Source organism: Nocardia sp. Marseille-Q1738, assembly GCF_965283145.1.
Genome location: NZ_CBDIMS010000001.1, coordinates 967,370 through 981,593, shown reverse-complemented (window position 1 = coordinate 981,593; position 14,224 = coordinate 967,370). Strand labels below are relative to the sequence as shown.

At 68.0% G+C, this 14,224-nt stretch carries 12 protein-coding genes; 4 read left to right on the top strand and 8 right to left on the bottom strand.

Going from position 1 to position 14,224, the window contains the following annotated elements; all coding sequences use genetic code 11:
- Positions 1-3 precede the first annotated feature (3 nt).
- Genes ACWPXK_RS04400 through ACWPXK_RS04385 form a run of 4 tightly spaced genes read right to left on the bottom strand, consistent with a single transcriptional unit; the run spans position 4 to position 5,217 of the window.
- Positions 4-1,698, bottom strand: coding sequence for a dipeptide ABC transporter ATP-binding protein (locus tag ACWPXK_RS04400; protein ID WP_454194693.1), 1,695 nt, complete (start codon positions 1,696-1,698; stop codon positions 4-6).
- Entirely contained in the window at positions 1,695-2,654 is a 960-nt protein-coding gene (locus ACWPXK_RS04395) for an ABC transporter permease (protein ID WP_454194692.1), read from the bottom strand. The genes ACWPXK_RS04400 and ACWPXK_RS04395 overlap by 4 nt, the downstream gene beginning before the upstream one ends.
- Positions 2,647-3,573 carry an ABC transporter permease gene (locus tag ACWPXK_RS04390; RefSeq protein ID WP_454194691.1) on the bottom strand — a complete coding sequence of 309 codons (927 nt, stop codon included), beginning with the start codon at positions 3,571-3,573 and terminating at the stop codon, positions 2,647-2,649. The genes ACWPXK_RS04395 and ACWPXK_RS04390 overlap by 8 nt, the downstream gene beginning before the upstream one ends.
- A gap of 54 nt (positions 3,574-3,627) precedes the next feature.
- The gene (locus tag ACWPXK_RS04385) at positions 3,628-5,217 is read right to left on the bottom strand and encodes a peptide ABC transporter substrate-binding protein (RefSeq protein ID WP_454195441.1); all 1,590 of its coding nucleotides are present in this window, start codon (positions 5,215-5,217) and stop codon (positions 3,628-3,630) included.
- A gap of 400 nt (positions 5,218-5,617) precedes the next feature.
- Between ACWPXK_RS04385 and acs the strand changes: the two genes are divergently transcribed.
- The 4 genes from acs to ACWPXK_RS04365 all read left to right on the top strand — a co-directional run bounded on the left by acs (position 5,618) and on the right by ACWPXK_RS04365 (position 10,554).
- Positions 5,618-7,570: an acetate--CoA ligase gene (gene acs / locus ACWPXK_RS04380; protein WP_454194690.1), complete on the top strand. Its 1,953-nt coding sequence runs from the start codon at positions 5,618-5,620 to the stop codon at positions 7,568-7,570.
- 169 nt (positions 7,571-7,739) lie between these two features.
- Positions 7,740-8,957: a Na+/H+ antiporter NhaA gene (gene nhaA / locus ACWPXK_RS04375; protein ID WP_454195440.1), complete on the top strand. Its 1,218-nt coding sequence runs from the start codon at positions 7,740-7,742 to the stop codon at positions 8,955-8,957.
- A 115-nt stretch (positions 8,958-9,072) separates the two neighbouring features.
- Positions 9,073-9,573, top strand: a complete 501-nt coding sequence (locus ACWPXK_RS04370; RefSeq protein ID WP_454194689.1) for a phage holin family protein — start codon at positions 9,073-9,075, stop codon at positions 9,571-9,573.
- 45 nt (positions 9,574-9,618) lie between these two features.
- A complete protein-coding gene (locus tag ACWPXK_RS04365) occupies positions 9,619-10,554 on the top strand; it encodes an alpha/beta fold hydrolase (RefSeq protein ID WP_454194688.1) in 936 nt (311 codons plus the stop codon).
- A 288-nt stretch (positions 10,555-10,842) separates the two neighbouring features.
- Here the strand turns inward: ACWPXK_RS04365 and ACWPXK_RS04360 are convergent, their stop codons facing one another.
- Genes ACWPXK_RS04360 through nth form a run of 4 tightly spaced genes read right to left on the bottom strand, consistent with a single transcriptional unit; the run spans position 10,843 to position 14,201 of the window.
- Positions 10,843-12,036 (bottom strand): MarP family serine protease, encoded by a 1,194-nt coding sequence (locus ACWPXK_RS04360; protein ID WP_364326761.1) that lies wholly within the window; start codon positions 12,034-12,036, stop codon positions 10,843-10,845.
- Positions 12,033-12,749 (bottom strand): NUDIX hydrolase, encoded by a 717-nt coding sequence (locus ACWPXK_RS04355; RefSeq protein ID WP_454194687.1) that lies wholly within the window; start codon positions 12,747-12,749, stop codon positions 12,033-12,035. Before ACWPXK_RS04355 ends, ACWPXK_RS04360 begins: the two co-directional genes overlap by 4 nt.
- 55 nt (positions 12,750-12,804) lie before the next feature.
- The gene (locus tag ACWPXK_RS04350; protein ID WP_454194686.1) at positions 12,805-13,452 is read right to left on the bottom strand and encodes a TlpA family protein disulfide reductase; all 648 of its coding nucleotides are present in this window, start codon (positions 13,450-13,452) and stop codon (positions 12,805-12,807) included.
- On the bottom strand, positions 13,449-14,201 hold the full coding sequence (gene nth / locus ACWPXK_RS04345) for an endonuclease III (protein WP_454195439.1): 753 nt from the start codon (positions 14,199-14,201) through the stop codon (positions 13,449-13,451). The genes ACWPXK_RS04350 and nth overlap by 4 nt, the downstream gene beginning before the upstream one ends.
- Between the last annotated feature and the right edge of the window lie 23 nt (positions 14,202-14,224).

The window sequence follows — 14,224 nt, the reverse complement described above, 5'->3', positions numbered from 1 at the left end:
CCCTTACCCGGCCAGCAGGGCGCGCCCCGGGATCGCGTCGAGCAGCTTGCGGGTGTACTCCTGGCGCGGGTTGTCGAACACCTCGTCGATGGCAGCCGCCTCGACCACCTTTCCGCGCTGCATGACCAGCACGTCGTCGGCGATCTGCCGGACGACGGCCAGATCGTGGGTGATGAACAGATACGTCAGCCCCAACTCGGCCTGCAGCTCGCCGAGCAGCCGCAGGATCTGTGCCTGCACCAGCACGTCGAGTGCGGACACCGCCTCGTCGCACACCACCACCTCGGGCCGCAGCGCCAGCGCACGAGCCACGGCCACCCGCTGACGCTGCCCGCCGGACAGCTCGTTCGGGTAGCGCCGCAGCAGGCTGGACGGCAGCGCGACCTTGTCGAGCAGTTCCCGGACGGTCGCCTCGCGTTCCTCGGGCGTGCCGATCCGGTGAGTGCGCAGGGGCTCTTCGATGGTGCGGTAGATCGTGTACATCGGGTCCAGCGAGCCGTAGGGGTCCTGGAAGACCGGTTGTACCCGGCGCCGGAAGGCGAAGGCGCCCTTGCGATCCAGCGTGGCGACATCGTTGCCGTCGAACGTGACGGATCCGGATGTCGGGGTGAGCAGACCGAGCACCATCCGGGCCACCGTCGTTTTGCCCGAGCCGGATTCGCCGACGATCGCCGTGGTGCAACCGCGGCGTAGCCGGAACGACACATCGTCCACCGCGACGAACTCGGTCGATTTCCCCGGCACGCGGTCGCGGATACGGAACGTCTTGGTCAGGTGCTCGGCCACGACCACCGCGTCCGGACCTACCGTGGGCTCGGCATCGGCCGCCGCGGCCCGCTCCGCCACCCGCACCGCCTGCGAGCGGATCTCGGCCCGCCGCCGCACCGACGACTGCCGCTGCGCGGCCAGCGAGGGCGCCGAGCTCACCAGCCGCTTGGTGTACTCGTGCTGGGGATCGCGCAGGATCCGCAAGGCCGGGCCGGACTCCACCACCCGCCCGCGATACATCACCACCAAGTGTTCGGCGCGCTCCGCCGCGAGTCCGAGATCGTGGGTGATCAGCAGAACCGCTGTGCCGAGTTCGGTGGTGAGCCGGTCGAGATGGTCGAGGATCTGCCGCTGCACGGTCACGTCCAGCGCCGAGGTCGGCTCGTCGGCGATGAGCAGTTCGGGACGGCAGGCCAAGCCGATCGCGATCAGCGCGCGCTGGCGCATGCCGCCGGAGAACTCGTGCGGATACTGGTTCACCCGGCGTTCGGCATCGGGCATGCCCGCTTCCTCGAGCAGTTCCACGGCTCGCTTGCCGGCCGCTCTGCCCTTCGCGATGCCGTTGGCCTCCAGGGTCTCGCGGATCTGGAACCCGATCTTCCAGACCGGATTCAGATTCGACATCGGGTCCTGCGGCACGAAACCGATGCCGCTGCCGCGGATGGCGACGATGTCTCGTTGCGAGGCCGCGGTGAGGTCCTTGCCGTCGAACAGGATCGAGCCGGAGGTGACCCTCCCTGTTCCTGGCAGCAGATCGAGGATGGCGTGCGCCGTGGTCGATTTGCCCGAGCCCGATTCGCCGACGATGGCCACGGTCTGGCCCGCGTACACCGACAGGCTCACGTCCCGTACCGCGGGCACTTGCTTGCCGTCGGCGGTGAAACTCACGTTCAGATCGGTGATCTCGAGCAGCGGCTCCCCCTCCCTCATCGCTTCCTCGCCTTCGGATCGAGGGCGTCACGCACCGCGTCGCCCAGCATGATGAAGCTCAGCACGGTCAGCGCCAGAGCCGTCGCGGGATAGAACAGGATCGGCGAGGTGCGGATCTCCTTTTGCCCGGTGGCGATATCCGCGCCCCAGGACACCACCGTGCGGGGCAATCCGACGCCGAGGTAGGACAGTGTCGCCTCCGTAACGATGAATACGCCCAGCCACAGCGTGGTGACCACGATCAGCGGTCCCGCCGCGTTCGGCAGCACATGGCGTAGCAGCGTCTGTAGCCGGGACACCCCCAGCGCCTGTGCCGCCGTGACGTAGTCGCTGTTCTTCGCTTGGATCACCGCGCTGCGGGCGATCCGCGCCGCCTGTGGCCAGGTGAACGAGGCGAGGATGACGATCACGGTCCAGGTCGTGCGCGCATCCAGCAGCTGCATGATCACGATGGCGGCCAGCATCAGGGGGATCGCGTAGAAGATCTCGGCGACCCGGGATACGAACGCGTCCAGTGGGCCGCCGTAGAAGCCCGACAGCGCACCGAGCGTGCCGCCGATCAGCACGAAGAGCACGGTCGCGCCGACTCCGGCCAGCACGGAAGCCCGTGCGCCATAGACGGTCCGGGCGTAGATGTCGCAACCCTGCTTGTCGAAGCCGAAGGGGTGGCCCGCGCTGCGTGGGTCCATGCTGAAGTCGCCGTTGCAGTAGCGCGGGTCCTGGCTGGTGAACCAGCCCGGCCAGATCACCACGATCAACACGAACACGATCAGCACCGCCGCGGCGATGAAGATCGGATTGCGTCGCAGCTGTCGCCACGCGTCGTGCCAAATGCTGGTCGGCGCACCGGAATCCACCACGACGTCGGTGGCGAGAACCTCCACCTCGTCGGGCGGCGCGACGAAGTGCTCCTGGCCGCGGCGCTGCTGGCCGCCGCCCGTGGTCGGGTCAGGCATAGCGAATCCTCGGGTCGAGTGCGGCATAGAGCAGGTCGACGACCAGGTTGGTGATCAGGAAGATGACGATCAGCACCGTGACGAAGGAAACCACCGTCGGCGGTTCGCCCCGGGTGATCGCCTGGTAGAGCGTGCCGCCGACGCCGGGAATGTTGAAGATCCCCTCGGTGACGATCGCGCCGCCCATCAGGGCGCCGAGATCGGCGCCGAGGAAGGTGATCACCGGGATCATCGAGTTGCGCAGGATATGCACGGTCACCACGCGGCGCCTGCCGAGCCCCTTGGCCGTCGCGGTGCGGACGTAGTCGGCGGACATGTTCTCCGCCACCGAGTTTCGCGTCAACCGCAGCACGTAGGCGAACGAGAGCGATCCGAGCACGAACGCCGGGACCAGAAGTTCACCGATCGTCGCCCGGCCGGAGACGGTCACCGGCGCGATTCCCCATTTCACGCCGAGCAGGAACTGCGCGAGGAAGCCGACCACGAAGACCGGAACCGCGATGACGATCAGGCTGATCACCAGCATCGTCGAATCGAACAGCCTGCCTTTGCGCAGCCCAGCGATCAGCCCGAACGCGATGCCGAACACGGATTCGACGAGCACCGCCAGCAACGCGAGTTTGATCGTGATCGGGAACGCGCGCGCGAGTTCGTCCCGCACCGGCCTGCCGGAGAAGGCCGTTCCGAAGTCCAACGTGACGATGCCCTTCAGATACAGCAGATACTGCACGAGGAACGGCTCGTCGAGGTGGTAGCGCGCCCGCAGCTGTGCCTCCACCGCGGGCGTCATCGGCTTGTCACCGGCCAGCGCGTGGATCGGGTCGCCGGGAACGAGGAACACCAGGGCGTAGATGAGCAGCGTCGCCCCGAGGAACACGGGGATCATCTGAAGCAGACGCCGCAGGACATACCAGGCCATTTCGCCTCCTGGGTAGCGCTGCCCGCGTCGGAGGCGACGCAGGGCGGCGGGCGGCTACTTCTCGATGTTCTCGAAGTCGAACAGGCCGTTCCAGGCCAGTTCGGCCTTCGACACCCGGTCCGAGCGGCCCGCGGCGGCCACGTAGTCGAGCACCGGGATGTCGGCCATGTCCCTGATCAACAGGGCCTGGGCCTGCGCGATGATCTTGTAGGACTCTTCCTGGGTCGGCGCGGCCTGGGCGGCGTCGAGCAGACGGTCGACTTCGGGGTTGTTGTAGTCGACGTTGTTGGTGTCGGAGTAGCTGTAGTACTGCGAGGTGAGGAACTGCAGCATGGTCGGGTAGTCACCCTGCCAGCCGTAGCGGAACGCCTTGTTGATCGTGCGCGCGTTGATTTCGTCACGGATGTTCTTGAATGTCGGGTACGGCGTGCCGACCGCGTCGATACCCAGGGTGTTCTTCACGCTGTTCGCCACGGCCTCGACCCAGGCCTGGTGGCCGCCGTCGGAGTTGTAGGCGATCTCGTAGCGGCCCGACCACGGCGCGATCGCGTCGGCCTGCGCCCACAGTTTCTCGGCCTCGTCGGGGTTGTACTTCAGCACCTCCGAGCCGGGCAGGTTCGGGTCGAAGCCGGGCAGCGTGCTCGCGGTGAAGTCGCGCGCCGGAATCCGGGTGCCGTGGAAGATGTTCTCGGCGATCTGCTCTCGGTTGATCGCCATCGAGATCGCCCTGCGCCGCAGCAGCCCTTCCTGGCCGGAGAAGTGCGGCACGTTGGACTGGATGCCGATGTGCTGGTTCTGCGCGGTGGGTTTGGTGATCGCACGGTCGCCGAGATCCTGCTTGTAGGAAGTGAGCGCGCTGTCCGGCACGGTGTCGAGCGCGTCGAGGTTTCCTGCCTGCAGGTCCGCATAGGCGGTGTCGAAGGATTGGTACATCACGAACCGCAGACCCTTGTTCTTGGCCTGGCGGCCACCGGGGTAGTCCGGGTTGGGCACCAGGTCGATCTTGACGTTGTGCTCCCACGCCCCGGTGCGCGCGAACTTGTAAGGGCCGTTGCCGATCGGGTTCTCGCCGAACGCTTTCATGTCCTTGAACGCGGCCTCCGGCAACGGGTAGAACGGCGCGTACCCGAGCCCGGTCTCGAAGTCGATCGAGGGCGCCTTCAGCTCGATGGTGAAGGTGCGGTCATCGATCACCTTCAGCCCGGACATCGTTTGTGCAGTGGGTTTTTCCGCGGACACCTCGTCGAAACCGAGGATGGGGCTGAACACATAGTTCTGCAGCTGCGCATTGGTGCCGAGCGCACCATAGTTCCACGCGTCGACGAACGACTCGGCCGTCACGGGTGTGCCGTCGCTGAACTTCCAGTTCGGTTTTATGGTCACGCGGTAGCTCTTGCGATCCGTGGTCTGGATCGACTCCGCCATTTCGTCATGCGCCTTGCCGTTGGCGTCGTAGTACTTCAAGCCAGCGAACAACCGGTCGACCACACGCCCGCCCATGTTCTCGTTGGTATTGGTGGGTACCAACGGATTCTGCGGCTCGCCGCCATTGACGGTGACGATGTCGGCATCGGCGCCGTCGCCCGGGGAACAGGCGGCCAGCCCGAGGCTCGTGGCCAGTAGTACTGCCGCGGTCAGCGCCATCGCTCTGTGGAATTTCAACGCGTTCTCCCGTTGCGAGAAGGGGGGAGCCGGACGACACCCGCGCGAAGTCCACAGCGCATGCCGACACGATCCGCCTGTGTGGTTGGCAGAGTAACCACCGGCGCGGGCACTGTCACCGGATTGATCCGAGTTCGTTGCACTTGTTACCGATCCGGCAACATTGCCGAAACACCCCAAGTTTGGTGCGCAAATACCCGCGCGGCCGGAACATTGCCTCCGTCGAAGTCGCCGCGTCCGGGCGGCCCAAGGCCGACGCGCGACGGCGTGACGGCCGCGAAACCCGGCCGACACACCGCACACGGCGTAGGTCACAGTTGATTACTGTCGAACTCGGCTGCGTCGAATCGTGCGCTCAGGCTACGTGGAAAGAAGAGACCAAATGACTGAAACCACCGCCGACCACAGGGACTCGTACCCACCCACCCCGGAGTTCGCCGCCGCGGCGAACGCCGACGCCACGCTGTACCAGCGGGCCGCGGCCGACCGCGATGCGTTCTGGGCGGAGCAGGCCGGGCGGTTGCATTGGCATCAACCGTTCGAGCAGGTGCTGGACTGGACCGCCGCGCCGGTGGCGCGGTGGTTCGCCGGCGGCACACTCAACGTCGCCTACAACTGCGTGGACCGCCACGTGCTGGCCGGGCACGGCGACCAGGTCGCCATCCACTTCGAAGGCGAGCCCGGCGACTCCCGCGACCTCACCTACGCCGAACTGCTGGCCGACGTGTCGCGCGCCGCCAACTACCTCACCGAACTGGGCCTGCAGGCCGGGGACCGGGTCGCGATCTACATGCCGATGATCCCCGAAGCGATCGTCGCCATGCTCGCCTGCGCCCGCCTCGGGCTGACCCACTCGGTGGTGTTCGCCGGATTCTCCCCCACCGCGCTACGCCAACGCGTCGACGACGCGGCCGCTCGACTGGTCATCACCACCGACGGCCAATGGCGCCGCGGCACCGCGGCACCGCTCAAGGCATCCGTGGACGAAGCCCTCTCCCACGGTGATGCACCCTCCAGCGTCGAGCACGTACTGGTGGTACGCCGCACCGGAATCGAAGTCCCCTGGACCGACGGCCGCGACCTGTGGTGGCACGACACCGTCACCACCGCCTCCCCGCAACACCAAGCGCAGGCCTTCGACGCCGAACACCCCCTGTTCATCCTCTACACCTCCGGCACCACCGGAAAACCCAAAGGCATCCTGCACACCACCGGCGGCTACCTCACCCAAACCGCCTACACCCACCACTACGTCTTCGACCACAAACCGGGCCAGGACGTCTACTGGTGCACCGCCGACATCGGCTGGGTCACCGGCCACAGCTACATCGTCTACGGACCCCTCACCAACCGCGCCACCCAAGTGCTCTACGAAGGCACCCCGAACTTCCCCACTGAGCACCGGCACTGGCAGATCATCGAAAAATACGGTGTCACCATCTACTACACCGCCCCCACCCTCATCCGCACCTTCATGAAATGGGGCCGCGACATCCCCGCCGCCCACAACCTGTCCAGCCTGCGACTGCTCGGCTCGGTCGGCGAACCCATCAACCCCGAAGCCTGGCGCTGGTACCGCGAGGTCATCGGCGCCAACAAAACTCCCATCGTGGACACCTGGTGGCAGACCGAAACCGGCGCCATCATGATCTCCCCCCTGCCCGGCGTCACCCACGCCAAACCGGGCGCGGCCATGACCCCGCTACCGGGCATCTCGGCGAAAGTCGTCGACGAGGAAGGCAACCCGGTCCAACTCGGCGAGACCGAAGCCAACGGCTACCTCGTGCTCGACCAGCCGTGGCCGTCGATGCTGCGCGGCATCTGGGGCGACCCGGACCGCTACCGGGCCACCTACTGGGAACGCTTCGCGGCACAGGGCTTCTACTTCGCCGGTGACGGCGCCAAACTCGACACCGACGCCGACCTGTGGGTGCTGGGCCGCGTCGACGACGTCATGAACGTCTCCGGCCACCGCATCTCCACCGCCGAAGTCGAATCCGCCCTCGTCGGCCACGCCGGCGTCGCCGAAGCAGCCGTGGTCGGCGCCACCGACGCCACCACCGGCCAAGGCATCGTCGCCTTCGTCATCCTCACCGCCGAGGCCACCGACACCGGGCAGGACCTGATCAACGAGCTGAAGGCCGAAGTCTCCCGCGAGATCAGCCCCATCGCCCGGCCGCGGGAGATCCACGTGGTGCCCGAACTGCCGAAAACCCGCAGCGGCAAAATCATGCGCCGCCTGCTACGCGACATCGCCGAAGGACGCCAACTCGGCGACACCTCCACCCTCGTCGACCCGAGCGTCTTCGAGGCGATCCGAGCCGGCAAGGGCTGACCCGGACAGCATGGGTGCGGCCGGTGGCGGACTTCGTCACCGGCCGCACCCGTTAGAATTGCGTAAGGAGTGCCGGGAAGTCTGGTCGGCAAGTGGACGCGCATCGTACGCCGACGTCGGTGGTCACCGCATCCACTCGGCCTGACCATCGCCCGAAAGGTTTCCCGTGATCACACAGGTGCGCTCGGAGCTATCCCGTTATCTCCGCACCGAAACCGTTGGTGGCGCATTGCTTCTGGTCGCGGCGGCGGCAGCGTTGCTGTGGGTGAACTCGCCGTGGGGTGCGAGCTATCGGACGATGACCGAGACAGTTGTCCCGATCCCGCCGTTACATCTGGAACTCACCCTCGCCGACTGGACCAAAGACGGCCTGCTCGCGGTGTTCTTCTTCGTCGCCGGTCTGGAACTCAAACGTGAACTCGTGGTCGGCGAACTCGCCGACCGCAAGCGGGCCACGCTACCGGTGATCGCGGCGATCGGTGGTGTGGTGATCCCCGCGCTGATCGCGGCGGTGGTGGGGTTCGGTGTCCCCGGCATGGACCGAGGCTGGGCCATTCCGGTCGCCACGGATATCGCGTTCGCGCTGGCCGTGCTCGCGTTGACCGGCTCGCGCATCCCCGCGGGCGCCCGCGTGTTCCTGCTGAGCCTGGCGGTGGTCGACGACCTGATGGCGATCGTCCTGATCGCGGTTCTGTTCACTACGACGGTGTCGCTGCTGTGGCTGCTCGCCGCGGCCGGGTGCTTCGCCGCATGGGCGCTGGCACAGCACAAACGGATCAGCACGCCGTTGCTCTATGTCCCCTTGGCGTTGGTGTCCTGGTACGCATTGCACGAGGCGGGCATCCACCCCACGATCGCTGGTGTCGCGCTCGGCCTGCTCACCAGGGTGCGTCTCGACCCCGACGAGGCGGAGGCGCCCGCCACGCGACTGGAGCATTTGCTCCAACCGGTCTCCGCCGGCGTATGCGTTCCGTTGTTCGCCCTCTTCGCGGCCGGAGTTCCGTTGAACACCAACGTTTTCGGCGAGCTGTTCAGCGACAGGCTCGCCTACGCCGTGATTCTCGGCCTTCTGGTGGGCAAGCCGCTCGGCATCTTCGGGATGAGCTGGGTGGCAATCCGGCTCGGCATCGCGACCCGTCCGAGCGAACTCGGCTGGCGGGATATGGTCGCCTTGGCGGTGCTCGGCGGAATCGGCTTCACCGTTAGCCTTCTCGTGGCGGAACTCGCGCTCGCCGATGTCGCGGACGGTTCCTCCGTCGAATTGGCGAAGACCGCTGTGTTGCTCGCATCAATGGCGGCGTCGCTCGCCGGTTCGGCGCTACTGTTGCGGCGCGGGCGTGTCCACCAAGCGCGGCGGGACGCCCGTGCGCTAGAACGTGAAGAGTAAGGCGGCGCGAGCGACGTGCCCGGAAGCGGTAGCCTGCGTGACCGGTGGAGGGCACCGAGAACGCCGCGGCGAACGGGGCCGAAGCAGTGCCCGGATAGGGAGAAGGGTCGACCAAGTGAGTTTCAACCACGGCGGCAACGGGAACGACGCGCAACGCGGTCGTACGGTGACCTCCATCCCCCTCACAGACGCCGATCCACTCGGCTCCGCAAGCTTCGGGACCCTGGTTCGCGACGCCGCCGAGCAGATGTCGACCCTGGTCCGCGCCGAGGTGGCACTGGCCAAGGCCGAGGTCACCGGTGAGATCAAGAAGGGCCTGCAGGGCAGCGTCTACTTCATCCTGGCGCTGACCGTGCTGCTGTTCAGCACCTTCTTCTTTTTCTTCTTCCTCGGCGAGCTGCTCGACGTGTGGCTGGCGCGCTGGGCGGCCTTCCTGATCGTCTTCGGACTCATGATCGTGGCGGCCGCGGCGCTCGCATTCCTCGGCTACCGGCGGGTGAAGAAGCTGCGCGCGCCGGAGAAGACGATCGACTCGCTCAAGCAAGCGCGCACGGTCCTGCCCCAGGCGCTGGGCGGACACGAGGACCATGCCGCGCTGGAGAAGCGGACTTCCTAGGCGCGCGTTCGCGAGCCGGTGGGGCGGCTACTAGGCTCGATCGGCGTGTCGGCGAACTTGCTTCCGGATCCGTCCAGCGTCCGTTACGACGGACCGTGGACACATCGGGACGTTCATGCCAACGGCATTCGATTCCACGTCGTAGCGGCGGCGCCCGAGCGATCCGATGCCCCGCTGGTCGTGCTGCTGCACGGATTCGCGGACTTCTGGTGGTCATGGCGGCATCAGCTGACCGGCCTGGCCGAGCTCGGCTATCGCACCGTGGCCGTCGACCTGCGCGGCTACGGCGACAGCGACAAACCGCCGCGCGGCTACGACGGCTGGACACTGGCCGGTGACATCGCCGGGCTCATCCGCGCCCTCGGCTACACCGAGGCCACACTGGTCGGGCACGCCGACGGAGGACTGGTCTGCTGGACCACCGCGGTACTGCACCCGCGGCTGGTTCGCTCGATCGCGCTGGTCAGCTCACCGCATCCGGCCGCGCTGAAAAGCGCCGTGCTGCGCAACCGCCGCCAGCGCGCGGCCTGGCTGCCCAACTTCCTGCGCTACCAACTGCCCCGCTACGGCGAGCACCTGCTGACCACCGCCGACGGCTTCGAGGTGGAACGGCTGCTGCGGCAACGGGTGAGCCCGGGATGGACCGGCACCGCCGAATTCGTCGACACCGCGCGGCGGATGCGCTCGGCCATCCAGATCCCCGGCGCCGCGCACTGCGCGTTGGAATACCAGCGCTGGGCCTTCCGCAGCCAGTGGCGTCCGGACGGCCGCCGGTTCATGGCGACCATGCGCGAACCTATCCACATCCCGGTCCTCACCATGCGCGGCGACCTCGACCCTTACGTGCTGCCGGGAACCTTCCGCCGCGCGCAGTACCTCTCGCCGGAACGGCGTCTGGTCAGCATCCCCGCTGCCGGGCACTTCGCCCATCAGGAGAACCCTGACGCCGTCACGACGGAGTTGGCCAAACTCCTCGCCTGAACCCGCGCCGAACGCCCGATCGACGGCCCGGATCAAGCCCCCGCGGCCCCGCGCCTGGGCAGCGAAGCCAAGGCAGCCCCACAAAGGACGGCAAAGTCCGTCCGCGCCTGAACGACCAAGGTCGAGGCCGCCACCTCGAAGGGCGCAAGCCCTGCTACTGCTTGCGCCGAACCGGCCGATAGCCGAGGCAGCCGCATCAAGCGCGCCGCCGGACCACAGCCCGTCCGTAGCCCACGCCGGGGCCGAGCGGAGGCAGCGCCTGACTGCCCCCGCATGGCGCCGACTGGTTCAGCTGAGGACGCAGGCTCCGGTGTCGACCGCGATGTCGGACCTGGCGGCCGCGTCGAGCTGAGCGCGGACCTCCGCGAGGGTGAGCACGTAGCCGGTGTCGTCGTCGGTGACCGCGGCGCCGAAGACCACGCCGAGCACCTGCCCTTCGGTATCCACCAGCGGCCCACCGGAATTACCCGCCCTGACCTGACCGCGGACGGTGTAGACCTCCCGTTCGACGGTGCCGTTGCGGTAAATCGTCGGCCCGGTCAGATCCAGCGTCTCCCTGACCCTGGCCGCGCTCGCGGTGTACGGGCCGCCGCCCGGGTAGCCGAGCACGATGGCGCTGTCGCCCGAGCGTGCGGGCGCGGGCGCCCGCGGGACCACCGGAGCGGTCAGCCCGGGCACCGCGAGTACCGCGACATCCTTGGACGGGTCGAACAGGACCACATTCGCGTCCAATGGACCGCGCGGGGTGTCCACCGCGACGCTCGTGGTGCCCGCGACGACGTGGGCGTTGGTCATCACGCGTTCCGGCGCGATCACGAAGCCCGAGCCCTCCAGCGCCCGCTGGCAACTCGGCGCCACGCCGCGAATGCGCAGCACACTCTGCTGCAGGGACGCGGCGACCGGGCTGGCGAGCACGCTCGGATCGGGCGGTTCGACGGCCGCGATCGGCGCCCGCCCGAACGGGCCGATCACGTCCGGCAGGCCCGAGGTGTTGAGCAGCTTGGAGAACTCGTTGGGCAGCCGGCGCAGCCAGTTCGGCGCGACGCCGTTGACGTCGGCCAGCACCCGCGAGCCGTTGATCGCCGTCGCGATGGCCGGCTGCGACGAGGTGGCCAGCGGCAACGCGAGCAGCCACGCCGTGACCAGCACGGCGACCGCTTGCAATCCCGCGCCGACCACACTGTCCACGCTGCGCGTGAACGGATGGCGCATACCGCTGCGGGCGGCGCGTCCGAGCACCATGCCCGCGACCTCGCCGACGATCACCAGCACCACGATCAGCAGCACGCCGGTGAGCACTCTGGTCCGGCCCTCGTCGACGTGCACCAGGATGTGCGGCGCGATCAAGATGCCCGCGACGGCGCCGAGCACAACGCCGAGGAAGGCCAGCGCGGAGGCCACCGCGCCCTGCCGCCACCCTGAGGAGGCGGCGAGCAACGCGAGCAGCACGACGGCGATGTCGAGCCAGGCCGACGAACTCATAAGGTCATCCCCACGGCGGCGAGTGCGGTCTCCAGGTCACGGACATCCTCGTGGTCCCACTCGCGATCCCAGCCGGAGGCTTTGCTGATCCCGGCGAGGATGCCGCCGGTCAGTCCCCAGACCAGCATCCCGTCCACCTGGAACGCCGGACTCCGGTAGCCGAGGGTGCTGCGGACCACGAAGCGGTTCGCCGGATCGAGCAGCTGGACGAGCGGAACGCGCACCACGCGCTCGGTTTCGCTCTCGTTCACGACCCGGACCTCGCCCGGCGTGCGCCAGTACGCGATGACCGGCGTGACGTCGAACCGGGACGGCGGCACGAAGAGTTTCGGCAACACCGCGAACGGTTCCACGCCCGAAGGGTCGAGGCCGGTCTCCTCGCAGGCCTCACGCAGTGCCGTGTCGATCGGGCCGGAATCGCCGGGGTCCACCGCACCGCCGGGAAACGCGACCTGACCGCGATGCTGACGCATGGTGGAGGCGCGCTGGGTGAGCAGTACTTCCGCGTCGGCGGGCAGTCCGCCCGGCGCCTCCGGGTCCGTCTCGGGCGAGCCGCCGAACAGCACGAGCACCGCGGCTTGGCGCGGGGCCGAGGTCACGGTCAAGGCCCGGCGCAGGGCACGCGCCTTGGTCAACGTATCGGCGGCATCGTCAGCGGGTTCGGCGGATCTGGCCAGCCATTTCGGAATGTCCCGCGGTATCTCGATGGTCATCGCATCCCTCCCCGCACCCGCCGACCCTGCCGGGCACCCGCACCGTCACGCATTGTCATGCGGCCACTCCGAGTTCGCCCGCGACGGTGTTCGCGATGTCATCGACCCCCTCGAACGCTCGCACGACGACGTCGGCGACCGAGCCGTCGGCCCGCACCAGCACCGAGACCGGCAACACCGCCGGGGCTCCGACCGCCGTGCGCACCCGCGCGTCCGCGTCGAGGACGCCGGGCAGCTTCACGTTCAGTCCGGTCAGCCTGGCCAGTGCCTTGGCTTCATCAGGGTCGCTGTGCACGGTCAGCACGGTAATCGCGTTCCCAGCTCGTTGTGCGTATTGCTGCAAATACGGCAACTCCTGGGCGCATGGTGCGCACCAGTAGGCCCACAGATTCAGCAAGGCGGGCTTGCCCGCCAGCACTGCGGCCAAGTCGACCGGCCTGCTGTCTGCCAGGCATGCCAACGTTATCCCGGCCAGCGGACCGTTCCCCGTGGTGGCGGTAGCCGGGCAGTCGGCCAGACCGGCCGCGGCGCGCAGCTCGCCGGAAACGCCGGAGGTGATCCGGGTCGACTGTGGCGTGGGCGTTTCGGCGTCGTCACCGCGCGGCCACACCGCGACGGCCAGTGCCACCACCGCGATCAGGCCGGCAAGTGCCCAACGCCACGCATGCCCCGCACTCCTTCCGCCCGTGGGCTCCGAACTCACCGGCCCACCAGCTCGAGCAGATGCTCCCGCTCCGGCCCCTTCACCAGCTTGGCCGCGGCCTCCGGATCGGTCGGCCCGACGCCGAAGGACGGGCAGTCCTTGGCCAGGATGCACGCGCCGCACGCGGGCTTGCGAGCGTGGCAGACGCGTCGGCCGTGGAAGATCACCCGGTGCGAGAGCATGGTCCATTCCTTGCGCTCGATCAGCGCGCCGATGGCGTGTTCGACCTTCACCGGATCTTCCTCGCCGGTCCATTCCCAGCGGCGCACCAGACGGCCGAAGTGGGTGTCGACGGTGATGCCAGGGACGCCGAACGCGTTACCGAGGATGACATTGGCTGTTTTGCGCCCGATGCCGGGCAGCCGGACCAGTTCGGTCAGGGTGTGAGGCAATTCACCGTCGTGCTGCTCGAGCAACGCCTGACCGAGACCGATCAGCGCGGCGGCTTTATTCCGGAAGAACCCGGTCGGCCGGAGGTATTCCTCCAGCTCCGCGCGGTTCGCCTCGGCATAAGCGCGGGCGTCCGGGTAGCGAGCGAACACCGCGGGCGTGGTGAAATTCACGCGCTCGTCGGTGCACTGGGCGGAAAGTATTGTCGCGACCGCCAATTCGAGCGGCGTGGTGAAGTCGAGCTCGCAGTGCGCATCGGGGAACGCGACCGCTAGTTCCCGGTTCATCCGGCGCGCTCTTCGAACCAGCCCGAGCCGGGTTTCCGCCTGTCGCGCCCTGGTTTTCCGTTTCGGGGCCACGGCGGCGCCCGGCTGGGCTTCGG

Coding starts and splice junctions, on each gene's coding strand:
- ACWPXK_RS04400 (WP_454194693.1), bottom strand. CDS start 1,698: ATGAGGGAGGGGGAGCCGCTGCTCGAGATCACCGATCTGAACGTGAGT.
- ACWPXK_RS04395 (WP_454194692.1), bottom strand. CDS start 2,654: ATGCCTGACCCGACCACGGGCGGCGGCCAGCAGCGCCGCGGCCAGGAG.
- ACWPXK_RS04390 (WP_454194691.1), bottom strand. CDS start 3,573: ATGGCCTGGTATGTCCTGCGGCGTCTGCTTCAGATGATCCCCGTGTTC.
- ACWPXK_RS04385 (WP_454195441.1), bottom strand. CDS start 5,217: ATGGCGCTGACCGCGGCAGTACTACTGGCCACGAGCCTCGGGCTGGCC.
- acs (WP_454194690.1), top strand. CDS start 5,618: ATGACTGAAACCACCGCCGACCACAGGGACTCGTACCCACCCACCCCG.
- ACWPXK_RS04360 (WP_364326761.1), bottom strand. CDS start 12,036: ATGAGTTCGTCGGCCTGGCTCGACATCGCCGTCGTGCTGCTCGCGTTG.
- ACWPXK_RS04355 (WP_454194687.1), bottom strand. CDS start 12,749: ATGACCATCGAGATACCGCGGGACATTCCGAAATGGCTGGCCAGATCC.